The sequence below is a fragment of the Enterobacteriaceae endosymbiont of Donacia dentata genome (genome assembly GCF_012570745.1).
Lineage (GTDB): Bacteria > Pseudomonadota > Gammaproteobacteria > Enterobacterales > Enterobacteriaceae.
The window spans coordinates 17,161-38,963 of sequence record NZ_CP046212.1 but is presented as its reverse complement, the minus strand read 5'-3'; the positions used below and the strand labels follow the sequence as shown (position 1 = coordinate 38,963).

The 21,803-nt window shown below is 18.5% G+C and carries 18 protein-coding genes and 2 tRNA genes; 14 read left to right on the top strand and 6 right to left on the bottom strand.

Annotated features, from left to right (window positions below):
• The first annotated feature begins 78 nt into the window (after positions 1–78).
• From GJT90_RS00200 to dapD, 7 genes are all read left to right on the top strand, one after another.
• Positions 79–1,266: an outer membrane protein assembly factor BamB family protein gene (locus GJT90_RS00200; protein WP_168919903.1), complete on the top strand. Its 1,188-nt coding sequence runs from the start codon at positions 79–81 to the stop codon at positions 1,264–1,266.
• A gap of 20 nt (positions 1,267–1,286) precedes the next feature.
• Entirely contained in the window at positions 1,287–2,639 is a 1,353-nt protein-coding gene (gene der, locus GJT90_RS00195; RefSeq protein WP_168919902.1) for a ribosome biogenesis GTPase Der, read from the top strand.
• Between the two features lie 86 nt (positions 2,640–2,725).
• Entirely contained in the window at positions 2,726–3,712 is a 987-nt protein-coding gene (gene dusA / locus GJT90_RS00190; RefSeq protein WP_168919901.1) for a tRNA dihydrouridine(20/20a) synthase DusA, read from the top strand.
• A 67-nt stretch (positions 3,713–3,779) separates the two neighbouring features.
• Positions 3,780–5,171 carry a replicative DNA helicase gene (gene dnaB, locus GJT90_RS00185; protein ID WP_168919900.1) on the top strand — a complete coding sequence of 464 codons (1,392 nt, stop codon included), beginning with the start codon at positions 3,780–3,782 and terminating at the stop codon, positions 5,169–5,171.
• Positions 5,172–5,218: 47 nt separating this feature from the next.
• Positions 5,219–6,628, top strand: a complete 1,410-nt coding sequence (gene cysS, locus GJT90_RS00180; protein WP_168919899.1) for a cysteine--tRNA ligase — start codon at positions 5,219–5,221, stop codon at positions 6,626–6,628.
• Positions 6,597–8,678 (top strand): NAD-dependent DNA ligase LigA, encoded by a 2,082-nt coding sequence (gene ligA, locus GJT90_RS00175; RefSeq protein WP_168919898.1) that lies wholly within the window; start codon positions 6,597–6,599, stop codon positions 8,676–8,678. The genes cysS and ligA overlap by 32 nt, the downstream gene beginning before the upstream one ends.
• Positions 8,679–8,784: 106 nt before the next feature.
• Positions 8,785–9,612 (top strand): 2,3,4,5-tetrahydropyridine-2,6-dicarboxylate N-succinyltransferase, encoded by an 828-nt coding sequence (dapD, locus tag GJT90_RS00170; protein ID WP_168919897.1) that lies wholly within the window; start codon positions 8,785–8,787, stop codon positions 9,610–9,612.
• A 60-nt stretch (positions 9,613–9,672) separates the two neighbouring features.
• Here the strand turns inward: dapD and GJT90_RS00165 are convergent.
• The 5 genes from GJT90_RS00165 to recA form a co-directional block, all read right to left on the bottom strand.
• Positions 9,673–9,745: transfer RNA gene (locus tag GJT90_RS00165), tRNA-Arg, on the bottom strand.
• 14 nt (positions 9,746–9,759) lie between these two features.
• Positions 9,760–9,847, bottom strand: a tRNA-Ser gene (locus GJT90_RS00160).
• A gap of 83 nt (positions 9,848–9,930) precedes the next feature.
• Entirely contained in the window at positions 9,931–10,131 is a 201-nt protein-coding gene (gene csrA / locus GJT90_RS00155; RefSeq protein ID WP_168894544.1) for a carbon storage regulator CsrA, read from the bottom strand.
• A gap of 88 nt (positions 10,132–10,219) precedes the next feature.
• Positions 10,220–12,817: an alanine--tRNA ligase gene (gene alaS, locus GJT90_RS00150; protein ID WP_168919896.1), complete on the bottom strand. Its 2,598-nt coding sequence runs from the start codon at positions 12,815–12,817 to the stop codon at positions 10,220–10,222.
• Positions 12,818–12,886: 69 nt separating this feature from the next.
• Positions 12,887–13,888, bottom strand: a complete 1,002-nt coding sequence (gene recA, locus GJT90_RS00145; protein ID WP_168919895.1) for a recombinase RecA — start codon at positions 13,886–13,888, stop codon at positions 12,887–12,889.
• A gap of 110 nt (positions 13,889–13,998) precedes the next feature.
• Between recA and GJT90_RS00140 the strand changes: the two genes are divergently transcribed.
• On the top strand, positions 13,999–14,250 hold the full coding sequence (locus tag GJT90_RS00140; protein ID WP_168919894.1) for a sulfurtransferase TusA family protein: 252 nt from the start codon (positions 13,999–14,001) through the stop codon (positions 14,248–14,250).
• Between the two features lie 13 nt (positions 14,251–14,263).
• Here the strand turns inward: GJT90_RS00140 and rsmD are convergent, their stop codons facing one another.
• Positions 14,264–14,839 carry a 16S rRNA (guanine(966)-N(2))-methyltransferase RsmD gene (gene rsmD / locus GJT90_RS00135; RefSeq protein ID WP_168919893.1) on the bottom strand — a complete coding sequence of 192 codons (576 nt, stop codon included), beginning with the start codon at positions 14,837–14,839 and terminating at the stop codon, positions 14,264–14,266.
• 129 nt (positions 14,840–14,968) lie between these two features.
• Between rsmD and ftsY the strand changes: the two genes are divergently transcribed.
• The 6 genes from ftsY to metG all read left to right on the top strand — a co-directional run bounded on the left by ftsY (position 14,969) and on the right by metG (position 21,761).
• Positions 14,969–15,934 carry a signal recognition particle-docking protein FtsY gene (gene ftsY, locus GJT90_RS00130; protein WP_168919892.1) on the top strand — a complete coding sequence of 322 codons (966 nt, stop codon included), beginning with the start codon at positions 14,969–14,971 and terminating at the stop codon, positions 15,932–15,934.
• 66 nt (positions 15,935–16,000) lie between these two features.
• Positions 16,001–16,879: an RNA polymerase sigma factor RpoH gene (gene rpoH / locus GJT90_RS00125; RefSeq protein WP_168919891.1), complete on the top strand. Its 879-nt coding sequence runs from the start codon at positions 16,001–16,003 to the stop codon at positions 16,877–16,879.
• A 111-nt stretch (positions 16,880–16,990) separates the two neighbouring features.
• Positions 16,991–17,515, top strand: a complete 525-nt coding sequence (gene ssb, locus GJT90_RS00120) for a single-stranded DNA-binding protein (RefSeq protein ID WP_168919890.1) — start codon at positions 16,991–16,993, stop codon at positions 17,513–17,515.
• 45 nt (positions 17,516–17,560) lie between these two features.
• On the top strand, positions 17,561–19,501 hold the full coding sequence (locus tag GJT90_RS00115) for an exoribonuclease II (protein WP_168919889.1): 1,941 nt from the start codon (positions 17,561–17,563) through the stop codon (positions 19,499–19,501).
• Between the two features lie 22 nt (positions 19,502–19,523).
• Positions 19,524–20,048 carry a metal-dependent hydrolase gene (locus tag GJT90_RS00110; RefSeq protein ID WP_168919888.1) on the top strand — a complete coding sequence of 175 codons (525 nt, stop codon included), beginning with the start codon at positions 19,524–19,526 and terminating at the stop codon, positions 20,046–20,048.
• Positions 20,049–20,132: 84 nt separating this feature from the next.
• Positions 20,133–21,761: a methionine--tRNA ligase gene (gene metG, locus GJT90_RS00105; protein WP_168919887.1), complete on the top strand. Its 1,629-nt coding sequence runs from the start codon at positions 20,133–20,135 to the stop codon at positions 21,759–21,761.
• The last annotated feature ends 42 nt before the right edge of the window (positions 21,762–21,803 follow it).

Below are 21,803 nucleotides of genomic sequence, written 5' to 3'. Positions count from 1 at the left end.
TATAATAATATTATTATGTAATAAATAAAATTTTTTGTTACTAGATACTGTTTTTTTAATTAAAATAACGAGTAAAATATGAAGTTATCAAAATTTATAATTTTAATATTTATTTTTTCTACTTTTTCTTTTATATCTTGTATATATAAAAAAAATTATTTTTTTAACAAAAAAAAATATCAAATATCTCAATTAAATACAATCAAATTAAAATTAATTTGGGAACAAAAAATAAAAAATAATAATATCAATTATACAAAATTATATCCTATATATAAAAATAATTTATTATATATAGCTAATAGAAATGGAACAATTTATTGTATAAGTATAAAAACAGGGAAAATTGTTTGGAGTTTTAATTTAATAAAAAATTTTTGTATTTTTTCATATTGTAAATATAATTTTTTCACTAGTGGACCTATTATATCTAATAATTATTTATATTTAGGAAATAAAAAAGGTGAAATTTTTGCTTTTAATATTAAAAATAAGTCTATAATTTGGAAAAAAAAAGTTTTTAATGAAATATTATCTAGTTTTGTTATTAAAAATGATATTTTATTAGTACATAATATAGATAATATTTTACAAGGATTAAATAAAAATAATGGCCAAATTTTATGGACAGTAAGTTTAGGTCATTCAAATAAATTTTCTATTAAAGGTGTTTCTACTCCGGTAATTTTTTTTAATAATGTTATAATAGGAAGTGATAATGGTATAATTAGTTCTCGTATAATTACTAATGGATCATTAGTCTGGGAACAAAATTTATTAAGATTTAATAATAAAGATGATTTTATCAATATTAATGATATTGATATAAAACCTATTATATACAATGGTATTGTTTATGCATCTTCTTATAATGGAAATTTTGTAGCTTTAGATTTAAGTACAGGAAAAATTATTTGGAAAAAAGTATATTTTACTCATAAAAATTTTATTATATATAAAAATATTATTTATTTAATAACTTCTAAAAATGAAATTTTTGCATTAAATGCAAATAATGGTAATTTAATTTGGAGACAAAATAAATTTCAAAAAAATGAAATAGATAATTTATTTTTTTATAAAAAGTATATTTTTTTTACAAATAAAAAAGGATTTATTTATTGGATCAATTATAGATTAGGTAATTTTGTTGGGAAAAAAAAAATTGATAAATATAAAATTAGGTTTGCTTTTTTAATAAAAAATAAATTAATTATACAAACTATATATAATAAGATTTATTTATATAAAATTAAAATAATATAATTAAATTAAGAGATAAAAAAATGATATTTAAATATCCTATTATTACTATTTTAGGTGGTAATAATGTAGGAAAGTCTTTTTTATATAATATTTTAACAAAGAAATACACTGCTTTAGTTAATAAAATATCAGGTTTTACAATAGATAAAAAATATGATAATGCAAAAATTAAAAATTTTAAATTTATTTGTGTTGATACAGTAAGTTATTCTAATTATAATAAAAAAGATGATCAAAATAATTTTTTAATTAAAGAACAAATATCAAAATCAATTCAAGAATCAGATTTAATTTTATTAATAATAAAAGGAAATAAGCTTAATACTATAGATTACCAAATTATTAACAAAATAAGAAAATATGGTACAAAAATAATTATATTATTAAATATAAAAAATAAAGTTTTTTTAGATCAAGAATTTTACTTATTAGGTGTTGATTTTTATATAATTAATTTTATTAAAAAAATTGATATTATAAAATTAAAAAAAATATTACTTTTATATATAAAGAAAATTTATATATATAAACATTATATAAATGAATCAATTTTTCAAAAGGAAAAAAAAAATTACAAAATAAAATTAGCTATTATAGGACTACCTAACGTAGGTAAATCTACTTTAGTTAATAATATTATTAATGAAAAAAGAATGGTTGTTAGTAATGTTCCCGGAACAACAAGAGAAAGTATTTCAATTCCAATTAATAATTTTAGTAATATACATAAAGATATTATTTTAATTGATACAGCAGGTATAAAAAAAAATAATCAAATTAAAAATAAAATAGAAAAACTTTCAATTTTAGAATCTTATAAATCAATAAAAAAATCTAATATTGTATTATATATTCTTAATGGAGAAAAAAAAATTTTTTGTAATAAAGATATATCAATAATACAAAATATTATTTCTAAAGGTAAATCTATAATTTTAATTATTAATAAATCAGATTTAATTACATTAAATGATATTAATAATCTAAAAAAACTTATCAAAATAAAATTTAATATTTTTCCTATTATTTCTATATCAGCTAAATTTCTTAAAAATATAAATTATATTTATTCTATAATATATAAAATATATAATATTTCTAATAAAATTTATAATACTTCAAAACTTATGAAAATTTTATATTTAGCAACTAATTTAGTTCTACCTCCAATATATAATGGAAGACGTATAAAATTAAAATATATAAGTCAAATTAAAAAAAATCCTTTAATATTTAAAATACATGGTAGCCAAGTTACAAAGTTAAATAAAAACTATAAACGTTATTTATTAAGTTTTTTCTATAAAAAATTAAAATGTATAGGAAATATCATAATTTTAAAATTTCAAGAAAATAAAAATCCATATAATTAAATTTTCTGTATTAAAAATAATATTTATATAAATAAAGAAAATTTTTTTATACTTATTTTATATATTAAATTTAATTTATCATAAAAATGAAAACAAATATTCCATATTTTAGATTTGAAGTAGCCCCTATGTTAAAAAAAACAAATAAATATTGTAGATATTTTTATCGTCAATTAACTAAAAAATCACTTTTATATACTGAAATGATACATATTAATAAAATTAAAAATAATGAAATAATTTTATTAGAAAATTATAATGTAAATAATATAGTATTACAATTAGCTGGTAATCAACCAAAATTATTATCTTTATATTGTAAAAAAGCAGAAAAAATAGGTTATAAGGAAATTAATTTTAATTTAGGATGTCCTTCTTTAAAATCTCAAAAAGGAAATTTCGGTGCATGTTTAATGAAATATCCACATATAGTATCAAATTGTATAAAATCTATGAGTGATAGTGTTTCAATACCAATTACAATTAAAATGAGAATTGGTATTAATAATAGTTATAGTTATACATTTTTATGTGATTTTATTAATTTACTTATAAAAAGTGGTTGTCAAAGATTTATTATTCATGCTAGAAAAGCATTACTGTATAATAAAATTAATACTAAAAAAAATTTAATAATTCCAAAATTAAATTATAAAATTGTTTATAAAATTAAAAAAGAATTTCCAAATACAAAAATATCTATTAATGGTGAAATTAAAAATTTATTAAATATCAAAAAACATTTAAAATATGTTGATGGAGTTATGATTGGTCGTGAAATTTTTAAAAATCCTATGATTTTAACAAAAATAGATAATTATATTTATAATTGTAAAAATAAATTTATTACACAAAATCCTTTAACAATAGTAAAAGAAATGTTTCCATATATAGAAAAACAATTAAATAATAATATTTCTTTAATAACTATTATTACTCCTTTATTAAATATTTTTAGAGGTCTTAATGGATTACATAAATTTAAAAAATTTATTTTTAATAAAAAAAATTATCTTAATTCTAAAAAAATAGAAGTTTTAACCAATGCATTATCTTTTATAAAAATAAAATAATATGTTTTATTTAGGTTATTTTATAAAATTAAAAAATTATATTTAAATATGGTATAGAAATAATTTAATGAAACAATTTAAATTAAAAAAAGATTTACAAATTGAAAAAATAAAAATACCTCCTTATTCTTTGGAAGCAGAACAATCAATATTAGGAGGATTAATGTTAGATAATAATCAATGGGAAAATATTATAGAAAAAATAATAACAGAAGATTTTTTTATTTTATCACATAAAATTATTTTTACTGAAATGTATTATTTAATAGAACTAGGAAAACCTATTGATTTAATTACACTTTCTGAATCTTTAGAAAATAAAAATAAATTAAATAAAATAGGAGGATTTGCATATTTAGCTGAATTATCAAAAAATATTCCAAGCATATCTAATATAGGTGCTTATGTAGATATTGTTCATGAACGTGCTATTATTAGAGAAATAATATTTACTGCAAATAAAATAGCAGAAGCAGGATATTATCCTAATGGAAGAACTAGTGAAGATTTATTAAATTTTGCAGAATCTAGTGTATTTAAAATTGCAGAAAAACGTTTAAATAAAGATGCTAAACCAAAAAATTTGGAAGAAATTTTAGAAGTTACAATATCTAAAATTGAATCTTTTTATAAAACACCTAAAAATGGTGTTACAGGTATAGATACTGGTTATCATGAATTAAATAAAAAAACAGCAGGATTACAAAAATCAGATCTTATTATAATTGCTGCACGTCCATCTATGGGTAAATCAACTCTTGCCATGAATATTTGTGAATATACAGCTATATCTCAAAATAAACCTGTATTAATTTTTAGTTTAGAAATGCCTTGTGAACAAATTATGATTCGTATGTTAGCATCTCTTTCTAGAGTACATCAAAGTAAAATTAGAACAGGACAATTAAATGATGATGATTGGAAAAAAATTTCTACTACTATGGGTATTTTATTAAAAAAAAAAAATATATATATTGATGATTCTTCTGAATTAACACCAACAGAAATTAGATTACGTTCAAGAAGAATATTTAGAGAACATAATGGATTATGTTTAATAATGATAGATTATTTACAATTAATTAAAGTTCCTAATTTATCTTTTAACAGAACATTAGAAATATCTGAAATTTCTCGTTCTTTAAAAGCTCTAGCTAAAGAATTACATGTTCCTGTAGTAGCTTTATCTCAATTAAATAGATCTTTAGAACAAAGATCTGATAAACGTCCTATGAATTCTGATTTGAGAGAATCTGGTTCTATAGAACAAGATGCTGATTTGATTATGTTTATTTATAGAGATGAAGTATATAATGAAAACACTAATTTACGTAGTATTGCTGAAATTATTATAGGAAAACAAAGAAATGGTCCTATTGGAACTATAAAATTGATTTTTAATAATCAAATTGCACGTTTTGATAATTATTCTAGTTATTATGATAAAAGAAATATTTAAAAAATATTTAATAAAATTTTTTATATAATATTATTGTGAGAAAATAAATGTTAAAAATTTTTAATACATTAAGTAAAAAAAAAAAAAAATTCTATCCTATAAATAAAAAAATAGTAAAAATGTATGTATGTGGTGTAACTCCATATGATATTTGTCATATTGGTCATGCAAGAACATTTATTATATTCGATATTATTATTAGATATTTAAAATTTTTAGGTTATAAAACAAAATATGTAAGAAATATTACTGATATTGATGATAAAATCATAGATATAGCTAAGAAAAAAAAACAAAATATTAATGATATTACAAAAAAAATAATTAATAAAATTTCTCAAGATTTTAACAAATTAAATATCTTAATTCCAGATTTTGAACCTAAAGTCACTGATCATATTAATGATATTATAAAAATAATAAATATTTTATTAATTAATAATAGTGCATATATAGCTAAAAATGGTGATATTATGTTTTCTATTAAAAAATATTTAAATTATGGAATATTATCAAAACAAAAAATAAATTTATTAAAATTAAATAAAAAAATTAAAAATATTTTTATTAAAAATAACTATAAAGATTTTGTTTTATGGAAATTAACTTGTAAATCAGATATAGGATGGATTTCCCCTTGGGGGTATGGTAGGCCTGGTTGGCATATAGAATGTTCTACTTTAAGCCATAAATATTTAGGTAATTTTTTTGATATACATGGTGGAGGAAATGATTTAATTTTTCCACATCATGAAAATGAATTAGCACAATCTTCTTGTATTAATAAATCATTTTATGTTAATTATTGGATTCATACAGGGATGATAATTACTAAAAATAAAAAAATGTCTAAATCTTTAAATAATACTTTTAAAATAAAAGATATATTATTAAAATATAATAAAGAAATTATTAGATATTTTTTAACAATTACTCATTATCGTAGTCCAATAATATATAGTGAAGATAAATTAAAACAAGCAGAATTAGCTGTACAAAAATTGTATATTTCTATGTATAATATTAGTTATATATATAATCATAAAAATATAGAAACTAATTTTTTTTCATTAGAAAATCAATTTTATAATGCTATGAATGACGATTTTAATACTCCTAGAGCTTACAGTATATTATTTAAGATATCACATAAAATTAATATTGCTAATAATAATAAAAAATATTTAATAGCTAACTATTTTATATTAAAATTAAAAAAATTAGGTAATATTTTAGGATTATTATTTTATAATCCTAAAGATTATTTAGAAAATAATGGTAATTTAAATGATTATTATAATAAATATGAAATTGAAAAATTAATTAAACAACGTAATATTGCTCGTAATAATCATTTATGGGAAAAAGCAGATTATATACGAAACAAATTAAAAAATAAGAATATTCTTTTAGAAGATACAAATAATGGTACTATATGGAAAAAAAAAATTAAATAAAATTTTCAAATTTTATATTATAAAATTAATAAACATTTTATATAAAATACATAAAATTTTTATTTATAAAAAAAAAATACTTAAATTACATAAAATAATTACCAGCTATAATTATAGCTATTATATATTAAATAACTCAAATATTCTGGATTATCAATATGATAATTTAGTATTAAAATTAAAAAAATTAGAGAAATTATTTCCTTATTTTAAAAATAAGTATTCGCCTACTCAATTAGTTGGTGTACCTTTATCATCAATATCTTTTCAAAAAATATGTCATAAAAAACCAATGTTGTCATTAAATAATGTTTTTCATATAAAAGATTTAGTAAAAAAATTTTTATATCCATTAAAAAAAATTATTAATAAATTAAATTTTTGTTGTGAGTTAAAATATGATGGGATAGCTGTTAATTTATTATATAAAAATGGTTTTTTAGTAAAAGGAGCAACAAGAGGTAATGGAATTATAGGAGAAGATATTACAAAAAAAGTATTTCAAATTCATAATATACCTAATTTTTTGAAAAAAAAAAATTTTCCGAAATTATTTGAAGTTAGAGGAGAAATATTTATAACTAAAAAAAATTTTGATATATTAAATCAAAAAATTATATCAAAACATAAATTATTTAGTAATACACGTAGTGCAACTTTAGGTATTTTAAAAATAAATAAAAAAAATAATAAAATGATATATTTATTAAGTTTTTTTAGTTATGGTATAGGTTTTATTAATGAACAAAAATTTTCAAATCAAGAAGAAATATTAGATAATTTAAAATTATATGGATTTCCTGTATCTAAATATAAAAAAATTTGTTCTTCTTATTTAGAAATTGAAGAATTTTATAAAGTTTTTGAAAGAAAAAGAAATTTACTACCTTATAATATTGATGGTATTGTTATTAAAATAAATAATATAAAAATACAAGAAATTATTGGAAATACTAATCATGCTCCTAAATGGGCTATAGCATATAAATTTCCTCCACAAGAAAAAAAAACATTATTACAAAAAATTATTTTTCAAATTGGACGTACAGGTATTATTATACCAATTGCTAAATTTAAAACAGTTAATATTACAGGAGTTAATATAAGTTCTGCAACATTATATAATGTTAATGAAATTAAAAAATTAAATTTAAAAATAGGAAAAACTATAATTGTTCAAAGATGTGGAGATGTTATACCTAAAATAATAAATGTAATAAATGAAAAAAAATCTTTTAATCTTTTAAAAGATATTATAATACCTAAATATTGTCCTAGTTGTAACTCTATTCTGAAAAAAAAAGAAAATAATATTTTATATTGTAATACAGGATTATCTTGTAAATCACAATTAAAAGCATATTTAAAGCATTTTATTTCGAGAGATGTTATGAATATTAGTTTTATAGGAAATAAATTAATAGATAAATTAGTAGATAATAATTTAATAAAAAATGTTATAGATTTAATGAATTTAAATAATTTTATTTTAAAAAAAGTAAATAATTTAGGAATTAAATCTACTAATAAAATAGTAGAAAATCTACAAAGAAAACAACAAATATCTTTTGATAAATTTATTTTTTCTTTAGGCATACCAGAAGTAGGAATAGTTACATCACGTAGTCTATCACAATTTTTTTGTACATTAAACAAATTTTTAAATACTAATTTAATTGAATTAAGTAATATTACAGGAATTGGTATTAAAACATCATTAAATATATATAATTTTATTAAAAATAAAGATAATATAAATATTATTCAAAATTTATTAAAAAAAATAAATATTATTTATGTTAAAAAAAATATAAAAAAAAATTATTTTTTAAACAAAAATATATCTATTACTGGTAAATTTTTTTTTATAACAAGAATAAATCTTGTAAATAAATTAAAAAAATTAGGTGCAAATATTAATTCTAATATTAATAAAAAAACTAATATCCTAATTTTAGGACAAAAAGCAAGTTCTAAATTAAAAAAAGCTTATAAATTAAATATTAAAATTATAAACGAAAAAAAATTAATTTATTTATTAAATAAATAATAAATAATTTTTATTTAAAAATATTATAATTTGTTTAAATTTAAAATTAATGATATTGTTTCTGTAAATATACATAACAAAAAATTTTTTTAATTATAAAAATTATATGAAAAATCTAGAAAAAATAATAGAAAATTATTTTTTAGATTATAAAAAAGAAAATAATTTTTTAAAAAATGAAGAAATAATTTTTAATATTAATAAAGTAATTAAATTATTAGATAAAGGTTTAATTAGAGTTTCTGAAAAAATACAAGACAAATGGATAACTAATCAATGGATTAAAAAAGCAATATTATTATATTTTAAAATTAATAAAAATTTTTTGTTGGAAGGATCTTATAATAATTTTTATGATAAAATTCCTTTAAAATTTAATAAAAATTTTAAAAAAAAAGATTTTAAAATATTAAAATGTCGTGTTGTTCCTCCTACTATAGTAAGATATGGATCTTTTATTTCTAAAAATACAGTATTAATGCCTTCTTTTATTAATATAGGATCTTTTATAGGTCAAGGTACTATGATTGATACTTGGTCTACAATAGGTTCTTGTGCACAAATAGGAAATAATGTTCATATTTCTGGAGGAGTTGGTATAGGAGGAGTTTTAGAACCTATACAATCTAATCCCACTATTATAGAAAATAATTGTTTTATAGGAGCAAGATCAGAAATAGTAGAAGGTGTAATTATAAAAAAAGGATCAGTAATTTCTATGGGAGTATATATAGGTAAAAGTACTAAAATATATAATAGAGAAACAGGATTAATTCATTATGGATCTATCCCTAGTTATTCAGTGGTAGTACCAGGAACTATACCATCTAAAGATGGTAAGTATAATTTATATTGTGCAATAATAGTTAAAAGAGTAGATAAAAAAACTTTAAGTAAAATTAAAATTAATGACATCTTACGTGAAGAATATTAAAAATAATAAAATAAAAAATCTTTCTAAAAATTTTTATTATTAAATTATTTTCAATAAAATTGCATCCGGGAGGATTTGAACCTCCGACCATTCGGTTCGTAGCCGAGTACTCTATCCGCTGAGCTACGGATGCTTTCTTATTAATTTCGGTGAGAGAGAGATTCGAACCCTCGATACAGAATAACTGTATACACCCTTAGCAGGGGCGCGCCTTCAACCACTCGGCCACCTCACCAACAACAAAGAAGAATATTTTATCTTTTTAAAAAAAATATGTCAAATTAATTATTTTTTAGAATTTTAAAAATTCTAAAAATTTTATTTTAATGAACTTATTTTTTGATTTTTTTCCGCTTTTTCTGCTTGTATACGTTGGTATATTTCTTCACGATGAACAGAAATTTCTCTAGGAGCATTAACACCTATTCGAACTTGATTTCCTTTTATTCCTAATACTGTTACCATAACTTCATCACCTATCATAAGTGTTTCGCCTACTCGGCGAGTTAGAATAAGCATCCTTTTCTCCTTAAAAGAAGTAATATATAAAAAAATATTATTTTTTATAATTATATATTTTAATTAATTATTAAAAATAAGTTTAATATTAATGTAATTTATTTATTTTATTTAAAATAAATATTCTTATTTTAGATAAATAAAAATAATATTTATCTTTATTAAGATTAATACTTGCTTGTGCTATATTAGCACATCCAGTTATTTTGCAAATATTTTTATCAAAAAATTTTTTTATAATTTCAATAGCATTTATGTTATTACTAATATTTAAAGTAATTTTTATAATCAAAAATATTTTTTTTTCCCATTTAGTAGATAATATTATTATTGTTTTTTCAAATTTATTTATAATATTTTTTATTATATAATTAAATATCTTTGGATTTAAATAATATATTCCACTAATCATTAAATTAATATCATTTATTAAAATATTATTTTTTAATAATTTTTTTTCTTCTTGACAAGAAATATATTTTTCTAATTCTTTTAAATTATTTTGTAATGTATAAAATTTTTTTTTATATAATAAAATATTTTCAATTATATTTTTTTCTTTTATTTTAAATAAATTAGCAATAAATTTAACATTTTCATTTTGTTTTTGTATATATTCTAATGCAATATCATGAGTAATCGCATGTATACGTTTTATTCCATTTGCAATATTTAAAAATTTTGTAATTATAAAAAAACCAATTTTTTGAGTTTTAGATACATGTGTTCCACCACATAATTCTTTTGAAATATTTTTAATATTAACAGTTCTTATTATATTTTTATCTTTTATTTCTTTTGTTTTTTCAGTATATACTTCTATAGGTATATTTTTATATATATAATAATTAACTATTTTTTCTATATTAAAAATATCTTTTAATTTTAAATTATCATTATAAAAAAAATCAAATCTTAAATATTTATCAGTAATTAAAGATCCTTTTTGTTTTATAATATTACCAAAAAGTTGAAGTAAACACGCATGTAATAAATGTGTTGCAGAATGATTTCTACTTAACATCATACGATATTTTATATTTATTTTAGAATATACATTTTCATTTTTTTTAAGTGATCCTGATATCATTTTCCCTTTATGAATAATTAAATTTTCTAATTTTTTTGTTTTATTTACTTGAAAAATATTTTGTTTATCTTTTTGTAAATATCCTATATCTCCTATTTGTCCTCCAGATTCTCCATAAAAAGGAGTGATATCCAGTATTATTTCTCCTGAATCTCCTTTCTTAATTTTATTTATTAAAGTTTTATTATGATAAATATTTAATATTTTACTATAAGAACAAAAATTAACATATCCATTAAATTTTGAATCCTGATTTTGATAATATATATTTTTTTTTATAAAAATATTATCCTTTCTTGATTTTTCACGTTGTATATTCATATATTGAATAAATTCTTTTTCATTAATATTTATATTTTTTTTTATACATATATTTTTTATTAATTCAGGTGATAAACCAAAAGTATCATATAAATAAAACATTTGTTTTCCTGATAAATATTTATTTTTAAATTTTTTAATTTCTAAATATAGTAATTTTTCTCCTTTATTAATAATTTCATTAAAATTTTTTTCTTCTTTTTTTATAATATTTTTAATTAAATTATATTTTTTATTTAAAAATATTTTTTCTTTCATATTATCAATATTATTAATATATATTTTTACTAATTTATAAAAAAATAATTTGTTTTCTCCTAAAATTTTACCATGATTAATAGCTCTTCTTATAATTTTTCTTAAAATATATCCTCTTTTTTCATTATTTGGTATAATATTTTCTGATATTAAATAAGTAGAAGATCTAATATGATCAGCTATAACTTTTAATGAATTATTTTCTAAATCTTTAATTTTAAGTATATTAGCTGTATTTTTAATAATTTTTTGAAATATATTTATTTTATAATTAGAATTTACCCCTTCTAATATACTACTAATACGTTCTAATCCCATTCCAGTATCAACTGATTTTATAGATAAGGGAATTAGTTTCCCATCTAAATTTTTATTAAATTGAATAAAAACGATATTCCATATTTCAAGAAAACGTTCTCCAGAATTATAGATATTTCCTTGAAAATTTTTACCTAAATCATAAAAAATTTCTGTAGATGGTCCACAAGGACCAGTTTCAGACATCTGCCAAAAATTATCAGAATTAAAAACAGTATTATTTTTATCTTTAATTAAAAATATTTTTTTTTTAGATATTCCAATATTTTTATGCCAAATATTGTATGTTTCTATATCTTTATAATAAACTGTTATAAATATTTTTTCTTTTTCTAAATTAAACCATTTAGAATCAGTTAATAATTCCCATGCAAAAGTAATAGCTTCTTTTTTAAAATAATCTCCAAAACTAAAATTACCTAACATTTCGAAAAATGTATGATGTCTGTTAGTAAAACCTACATTTTTTAAATCATTATGTTTCCCTCCTACACGTATACATTTTTGTATAGTAGTAATTCTAGAATAAGGAGATTTTTTATATCCTAAAAAATATTTTTTAAATTGATTCATTCCTGCATTTGTAAATAATAATGATGTATCATCATATGGTATTAATGAACTACTTTCTATTATCTTATGTTTTTTTTTATGAAAAAAATTTAAAAACATTTCACTTACATTTATTTTATTTTTCATATATGAAAGATCTTTATAAGATTTTTAATAATATTTTATAAAAATAATTTATAAAATAAAAAATTTTATTTATGTTATTTTTTTAAAAAAAATTTCTCGTATTTTTTTTTCAATTTTATCAGATTTAGTTTTATTGTTTTTTAAAAAATTTATAGCATTTATTTTTCCTTGTCCAATTTTTTCATTTTGATAACTATACCACGATCCACATTTTTCAATAATTTTATTTTTTACTCCTAAATCTAATAATTCTCCATAAATATTTATACCTTGTTCATATATAATTTGAAATTCAGCTTGTTTAAAAGGTACAGCAACTTTATTTTTAACTACTTTTACTCTAGTTTCATTACCTATAATATTATCTCCATGTTTAACATTACCTATTTTTCTAATATCTAATCTTACAGAAGCATAAAATTTTAATGCATTTCCTCCTGTAGTTACTTCAGGATTTCCAAATAAAACTCCAATTTTCATTCTTATTTGATTTATAAAAATTAATAATGTATTTGATTGTTTTAAATTACTTGCTAGTTTACGCATAGCTTGACTCATCATTCTTGCAGCTAATCCTATATGTGAATCTCCTATTTCTCCTTCTATTTCAGCTTTTGGGGTTAATGCAGCTACAGAATCTACAACAATAACATCTACAACTCCTGATTTTGCTAATGAATCACATAATTCTAATGCTTGTTCTCCTGTATCTGGTTGAGAACATAGTAATTTATTAATGTTCACATTTAATTTTTTAGCATAAATAGGATCTAATGCATGTTCTGCATCAATAAAAACACATACTTTTCCTAATTTTTGCGCTTGAGCAATAATTTGTAATGTTAAAGTTGTTTTTCCAGATGATTCAGGACCATATATTTCTACTATTCTACCGATAGGTAATCCACCAATACCTAAGGCTAAATCTAAAGATATTGATCCTGTAGATATTGATTCTATATCCATAGTTCTATTATCACCTAAACGCATAATAGAACCTTTACCAAACTGATTTTCTATTTGTATAATAGCATCTTCAATAGCTATTTTTTTTTTTTTTTCTAAATTCATAATATAAACCTTAAATTACTAAATAATAAATTTAATTATAATATTCGTAAAAAAATTATTAATTATAATATAATAATTAATATAAATTTATTATTAATAATATATTAAATATGTTTAAAAAAAATAATCTTTATAAAAAAGCAAATTTTGTTTTAAATATACAAGGATTGCAGTGTCCACAAACAATTATAACTATTAAAAAAATTACACTTAATATGAAAAAAAATGAAACTTTATTAATAATTACTAATGATAAATTAGTTAATTTAGATATTAAACATTTTTGTTATTTTATGAATTATAATATAATTCATAAGAAAATATGTAAAATACCATATTTATTCTTAATAAAAAAATCATAAATATTATTTATAACTAAATTTTTTTACATAAAAGATATCTAGCAATACCAAATTTTTTTTTTCTATATATTATCCAATTTTCTGGTAAAGTAAATGTTTTACTTTTTGACTTATATTGAATAAAAATTTTAGAATTATTTTTTAACCAATTATTTTTTTCCAATAATATACAAGTTTTTTGTAATAAAATATTATTTTTACAAAAAGGAGGATCTATAAAAATGAGATCATATTGTATAATTGATTTTTGTGATAAAAAATTTAAAGTATTTTTATAAAGTAAAAAAATATTTTTTATTTTTAATAAAAAAATATTTTTTTTTAATTCTTTAAATATTTTTTTATTATTTTCTAATAAAGTAGCTGAATGAGCATTTCTAGATAAAGATTCAAAACTTAAAATACCAGTACCTGCATAACAATCTAGACATTTTGACATATATATATCATTCATTATCCAATTAAATAAATTATGACGAATAAAATTCATTGTAGGTCTTAATATTTTATGATTAATTACATTTATCTTTTTACCTTTTAATTGCCCTGAAATAATATTAATATTATTGGAAAAAAATTTTTTTTTCATAATTTATATAAAAAAAATAAAAAATATTAATTACTTTAAAAGTTTATTTTGATATATTATTTTAATAACAATATAATTTAATTATATCAAGTATTTTTTACTATATAATATAGTAATTTTGATAAAAAAATGATAAAAAGAGAGAATTTAATTATAAATAATCAAAAAAAAAAAGTAGGATTTTTCAGTTATTTAAAAAAAAAATTATTTAAAACAAGTAAAAATATTGGTACGGAAATTATTAATCTTTTTAAAAAAAAATATGTTATTGATGAAAAACTATTTTCTAAATTAAAAGAAACATTAATTATTTCTGATGTAAATATAAAAACTACTAATAAAATTATTAATTTAACTAAAAAATATGCAAAATTAAATAAATTACAAAATTCTTCTCAATTATATAAATATATTAAAATTGAAATGTTAAAAATTTTACTTCCGGTAGAAGTCCCATTAATTATTAATAATCAAAAAAAACTTTTTGTGATATTAATTATTGGTGTAAATGGATCAGGAAAAACTACCACAATTGGTAAGTTGGCGTATTTTTTTCGTAAACAAGGGAAATCTGTTTTTTTAGCATCTGGAGATACTTTTAGAGCTGGTGCTCATGAACAATTATTTTCTTGGAGTAATAAAAGTAATAGTTTTTTTTCAAAAAATATAAAAAGAAAAGATAGTTCTGCTATTATTTATGACGCAATATCTGAAGCTAAAAAAAATAAAGTAGATATTTTAATTGCAGATACATCAGGAAGATTACAAAATAATATTTCTTTAATGGAAGAACTAAAAAAAATTGTTCGTGTAATAAAAAAAAATAACGGAATTCTTAATGAAACTATGTTAGTTTTAGATGCTAATATTGGTCAAAATTCTATTAATCAAGTTAAAGTATTTAATAATAATATAGGAATAACAGGTATTATTATGACTAAAACTGATGGTACTGCAAAAGGTGGTATTATTTTTTCTTTAGCAGATGAATTTAATATTCCAATAAGATATTTTGGTACTGGAGAAAAAATTACTGATTTATATTTATTTAATGCAAAAAATTTCATAAAAGAAATTTTTCCAGAAAATCAATAATTATTAATTTTAAATTTGTATTAAGTTAAAATTATATTTTTAATCTTTTAATTTTTGGAGGATTTAATGTATAAAAATATATTTACCTCTAGATTAAGAATTTCTGTTCCTATAGGAACATTAGATTCTTATATTTATACTACTAATAATTATCCAATGTTAACCTCTCAAGAAGAAAAAGAATTATCTGAAAAATTATATTATAATGGAGATCTTAAATCAGCTAAAAAATTAATTTTATCACATTTAAGATTTGTAATTCACGTAGCTAAGTATTATTCTGGATACGGTTTACAACAAGCTGATATTATACAAGAAGGTAATATAGGATTAATGAAAGCTGTACGTAGATTTAATCCTGAAATAGGTGTTCGTTTAGTATCTTTTGCTATTCATTGGATAAAAGCTGAAATACATGAATACGTATTACGTAATTGGAGAATAGTAAAAATAGCAACTACAAAAGCTCAAAGAAAATTATTTTTTAATTTAAGAAAAGCTAAACAAAGGTTAGGTTGGTTTAATCAAGATGAAATTAAAATAGTTGCTAAAGAACTAGGAGTCTCTATTAAAGATGTATGTGAAATGGAACTACGTATGTCAGCTCAAGATATGAGCGATAATATTGATTTAAAAAATAATTTTAAAAACATAAATTTTCATTCACTTTTCTTTCTTAAAGATCATAACTCTAATTTTGCAAATATAATTGAAAAAAATAATTGGAGTAAATATATTTCAAATAAACTATATATAGCCATTTCAAAATTAGATCATCGTAGTCGTCATATAATTAACATGAGATGGTTAAATAAAAATCAAAAAAAAACTACTTTACGTGAATTAGCAAATTATTATGATATATCAGCTGAACGTATTAGACAATTAGAAAAAAATGCGATGAAAAAATTACGTTTTATTATTAAACATTTATTTAAAAAATAATTTAATAATATATATTATAATAATGAATATTTTTTTAATTTTTTTTATGTAATAATATATATAAAAATAAGTTTAAAATATTAAAATTTTATTAATATAAGGAAATAGGTAATGGCTGGTAAAAGAGGTATTAATAAAGTAATTATAATTGGTTATTTAGGTAAAGATCCTGAAATACGTTATATGCCTAATGGAAATCCAGTTGTCAATATCATGGTCGCAACTTCAGATAGTTGGAGAGATAAAAATACAGGAGAAAATAAAGAAAAAACTGAATGGCATCGTATAATAATATTTGGTAAATTAGCGGAAATTTCTCATCAATATTTAAAAAAAGGTTCTCAAGTATATATTGAAGGTTTTTTACAAACTCGTAAATGGCAAAATCAAAATGGACAAGATAATTATATAACTGAAATAATTGTAAGTATAGGAGGTACTATGCAAATATTAGGAAATTCACGACAAAATAATCATAAAATTAATATTTTAAAAAAAGATAATAATAAAGAAAATCCAAATAAATGGAATGAAAAAACAAAAATTTCTGATTTATTAGAAAAAGAAAATGAAAATGAATCATTAATTAAAAAAAATGAAGATGTTTTAGATTTTGATGATGATATTCCTTTTTAATTATTTTTAAATAAAACTATTTTCTATAAAATTTAAATTTATATCATGTTTTATAACAATAAATTACTTTTAGGACTTAAAAAAAATTTTTCAAAAAAAATACCTTTAATTAAAGGTATTGTAAAGGTATTAGATAAAAAATTAGGAATTTTAGAAACACATAAAAATTGTATATATCACATATCTTATTCTTATTTAAAACATTTAATGTTAGGAGATTATATATTAGCTGATATAAAATATGATCATCATAATAATAATAAATTACAAGTTATACCAGTTAAATTATTGAAATCAAGTATAGATGTTTTTAAAGGTATAGTTAAAAAAAAAAATAATAATATTTATATTATTCCAGAAAAGAAATTTTTATATAATAATTTTATTAAATGTATCATAAAAAATGACATAAAAAATATTTTAAAAAGTGGAGATAAAGTAATAGCTAAAATTATTAATCATCCTTTAAAAGGAGATTCTATATTTATAGCAGAAATAACAAAATTAATTACTCAGGATAATAATTTTTTAATTCCATGGTGGAATTTATTATTAAATTATAATCTTCCAATTGATGTTCCTAATAATAATTTATGTCAAAAAATAAAATTTTTAGATAAAAATATTTCTAGACTAGATTTAACTAAATTATGTTTTATTACAATAGATAATCATGATACGAAAGATATAGATGATGCTATATATATAGAAGAAAAATCTTCAAAAGAATTATTAATATATGTAGCTATTGCAGATCCTTCTGCTTATATTAAAAAAGATAGTAAAATAGATAAAATTGCATCTCAAAGAATGTTTACAAATTATTTACCTGGTTTAACAATACCTTTATTACCAAAATTATTATCAGAAAATTTATGTTCTTTAAATCCGAAAAAAATTAGACCTGTTTTAATTTGTAAAATGATTATTAATCATAAAGGTTTTTTATCTAAAAAAACTAGTTTTTTTTTAGGTTGGATAAAATCAAAAGCTAAATTAAATTATTATAATGTTTCAAATTGGTTAGAAAAAATAGGAACATGGGAACCAAAAAATGACGAAATAAAAAAACAAATTATCTTTTTACATAAATTTTATTTATTCCGTAAACAATGGAGTTATAAAAATATTGTATGTTTTGATAATATAAATTATAAATTTATTTTTGGGAATAAAGGAAATATAATAAATATATTAATGGAAAAAAAAAGAATTGCTCATAAAATAATTGAAGAAATTATGATAGCTGCTAATATATGTGCTGCCGAAATGTTATATAAAAATTTAGGTTTTGGTATATATAATACATATTATGGATTTAATAATAATAAAATAAATAAAATTATGAAATTATTAAATGAATATAATATAAATTATGATGCATCTTTTTTAAAAACTTTAAAAGGATATAAAACAGTATATCAAAAATTACATGATTTAAATTTACAATTTATTTTAAATAAAATAAAAAAATATCAATTAATTACTTTATTTAGTATTAATCCGGGTCCTCATTTTGCTTTGGGTTTGAAAAGATATGCTACTTGGACATCTCCTATACGTAAATTTGGAGATATTATAAATCATAGGTTAATTAAATCTATTATAAGTAAAACAAGTAATATCGAAAAACCTTTAAAAGATATATATATAAATATGAATTTTCAACGTTATTTAAATAAACAAGTAAAAAAAGATTTATCTAATTTTTTATATTCAGAATATTTTAAAAATATAGAAATTCGTAATAAAGTTTTTCAAGCTGAAATTATTGATATTGTATTTATTGGTATAAAAGTAAGATTAATTGAGAATGGAGCATATGCTTTTATACCTAAAAAATTATTATATATTAATAATATTATTATTAATCAAGAAAAAGGTATGTTATTTATTAAAAATAAATTATTATATAAAATTACTGATAAAATAAAAGTTATGATAAAAAAAATCAGTAGTAGTAATATTATTGTTAAAATAATTTAGTTTTTTATTGGATCAAAATTACATGACTATTAAAGGACATATAATATTTACAATAGCTAGTAGTATTTTAATACAACATTTTATTTTTTCAAAAATAATGTATCATGATGATTGGTGGAGAATTATTCCTATTTCTATCGTAACATGTTTATTACCTGATATAGATAATCCTAAATCTACTATAGGAAGTAAAATAAAAATTTTTTCTTATGTAATAAATAAAATTTTTGGTCATAGAGGTTTTACACATAGTTTATTATCTGTAATAAGTTTTGGATTTATTATATTTTCTATAAATTTACATGTTAATCATATTATTTATGTTAAATTTGGTTTGATTATAGGTTATTTAAGTCATATTATTGCAGATATATTAACTCCTTTAGGAGTTCCTTTATTATGGCCATATAAAAAAAAATATAAATTACCACTTATTACTAAAAATATTATAAAAGAAGATCTTTTTTGTTATTTGTATTTGATTTTTTCTTTATATTTATTATATCCTGTATGTAATAATTTTATAATAAAATTTTTTATTTCATAAAATATTTATTATTAATAATAAAAATTTTTGTTTAATTATTTTAAAATTTTATTAATTTTCTTATAAATATAAGAATATAACATTATGTTACTTAAAAAAAAAATATTAGTTACTTGTGCATTACCGTATGCTAATGGAAGTATTCATCTTGGCCATATGTTAGAACATATACAAGCAGATATTTGGGTTAGATATAATCGGATGAATGGTCATGAAATATATTTTATTTGTGCTGATGATGCTCATGGTACTCCTATCATGTTAAAAGCTAAACAATTAAAAATTAAACCAAAAAAAATGATTAATAAAATATATCATGAACATGTTTTAGATTTAAAAAATTTTAATATTAGTTATGACAATTACCATACTACTCATAGTGATGAAAATTTTTTTTTCTCAAAATTAATTTTTAATCGTTTAAAAAAAAAAAATTTTATAAAAAAAAAAAATATTCAACAATTATATGATTCAGCATATAATACATTTTTACCTGATAGATTTGTTAAAGGACAATGTCCTAATTGTAATTCTATTAATCAATATGGAGATAATTGTGAAAATTGTGGATCTATTCATTCATCTATTAGTTTAATTAATCCAATTTCTGTTTTATCTAACACAACTCCTATATTATGTCATTCTCAACATTATTTTTTTGATTTACCACAATTTAATCATTTTTTAAAAAATTGGATTAATTCTGGAGTTGTAAATAAAATAATAAAAAATAAAATACAAGAATGGTTTATAAAAGGATTAAAATCATGGGATATTACAAGAGATGGACCATATTTTGGTTTTAAAATTCCTAAATGTGTAAATAAATATTTTTATGTATGGTTAGATGCTCCAATTGGTTATATAAGTACTTTTAAAAATTTATGTAATAAAAATAAAAAATTAAATTTTGATGAATGGTGGGAAAAAAATTCAAAAACAAAATTATATCATTTTATAGGTAAAGATATAATTTATTTTCATAGTTTGTTTTGGCCTGCTATGTTAGAGGGAAGTAATTTTAGAAAACCTAATAAATTATTTGTTCACGGACATGTTACATTAAATGGACATAAAATGTCAAAATCTAAAGGTAATTTTATTACAGCAAAAAATTGGTTAAATAATTTAGATTCTGACAGTTTACGTTATTATTATGCTTCTAAATTATCATCTAATATTAATGATATTGATTTTAATTTTTCTGATTTTGTAAATAAAATTAATGGAGATATTGTGAACAAGATTGTAAATATAGCATCTAGAAATGCATATTTTATTAATAATTGTTTTGATAATAATTTATCTAAAAAAATTGATATATCTTTTTATTTAAAATTTTTAAAAAAATCAGAAATTATTCATAATTATTTAATTAAATGTAAATTTAGTCATGTTATTAAACAAATTTTAGTTTTATCAGACATAGCTAATTATTACATAGATAAACATAAACCATGGCTACTTATTAAAAGCAATTCTAAGAAAAAAGATGTTCAAGATATTTGTTCTATGGGTATTAATATGTTTCGTGTCATAATGACTTATATAAAACCGATAATGCCTATTTTATCTAAAAAAACTGAATTTTTTTTAAGAAAAAAATTATATTTCTATGAAATAGAACATCCTTTAATAAATAGAAAAATTAATAAATTTCAACCATTATTTACTAGAATAAATATTAAAAAAATTAAAAATTTTAAAATATAAGTTTTTATTATATTTAATATTTTCATTTTAAAAATGAGAAAA

Bases quoted from the DNA above. Each gene is read 5' to 3' on its own strand.
- GJT90_RS00110 (WP_168919888.1), top strand. From the start codon at position 19,524: ATGACTATTAAAGGACATATAATATTTACAATAGCTAGTAGTATTTTA.
- recA (WP_168919895.1), bottom strand. From the start codon at position 13,888: ATGAATTTAGAAAAAAAAAAAAAAATAGCTATTGAAGATGCTATTATA.
- ligA (WP_168919898.1), top strand. From the start codon at position 6,597: ATGGTACTATATGGAAAAAAAAAATTAAATAAAATTTTCAAATTTTAT.
- GJT90_RS00200 (WP_168919903.1), top strand. From the start codon at position 79: ATGAAGTTATCAAAATTTATAATTTTAATATTTATTTTTTCTACTTTT.
- alaS (WP_168919896.1), bottom strand. From the start codon at position 12,817: ATGAAAAATAAAATAAATGTAAGTGAAATGTTTTTAAATTTTTTTCAT.
- GJT90_RS00140 (WP_168919894.1), top strand. From the start codon at position 13,999: ATGTTTAAAAAAAATAATCTTTATAAAAAAGCAAATTTTGTTTTAAAT.
- rpoH (WP_168919891.1), top strand. From the start codon at position 16,001: ATGTATAAAAATATATTTACCTCTAGATTAAGAATTTCTGTTCCTATA.
- rsmD (WP_168919893.1), bottom strand. From the start codon at position 14,839: ATGAAAAAAAAATTTTTTTCCAATAATATTAATATTATTTCAGGGCAA.
- GJT90_RS00115 (WP_168919889.1), top strand. From the start codon at position 17,561: ATGTTTTATAACAATAAATTACTTTTAGGACTTAAAAAAAATTTTTCA.
- ssb (WP_168919890.1), top strand. From the start codon at position 16,991: ATGGCTGGTAAAAGAGGTATTAATAAAGTAATTATAATTGGTTATTTA.
- ftsY (WP_168919892.1), top strand. From the start codon at position 14,969: ATGATAAAAAGAGAGAATTTAATTATAAATAATCAAAAAAAAAAAGTA.
- csrA (WP_168894544.1), bottom strand. From the start codon at position 10,131: ATGCTTATTCTAACTCGCCGAGTAGGCGAAACACTTATGATAGGTGAT.
- dnaB (WP_168919900.1), top strand. From the start codon at position 3,780: ATGAAACAATTTAAATTAAAAAAAGATTTACAAATTGAAAAAATAAAA.
- metG (WP_168919887.1), top strand. From the start codon at position 20,133: ATGTTACTTAAAAAAAAAATATTAGTTACTTGTGCATTACCGTATGCT.
- dusA (WP_168919901.1), top strand. From the start codon at position 2,726: ATGAAAACAAATATTCCATATTTTAGATTTGAAGTAGCCCCTATGTTA.
- cysS (WP_168919899.1), top strand. From the start codon at position 5,219: ATGTTAAAAATTTTTAATACATTAAGTAAAAAAAAAAAAAAATTCTAT.
- dapD (WP_168919897.1), top strand. From the start codon at position 8,785: ATGAAAAATCTAGAAAAAATAATAGAAAATTATTTTTTAGATTATAAA.
- der (WP_168919902.1), top strand. From the start codon at position 1,287: ATGATATTTAAATATCCTATTATTACTATTTTAGGTGGTAATAATGTA.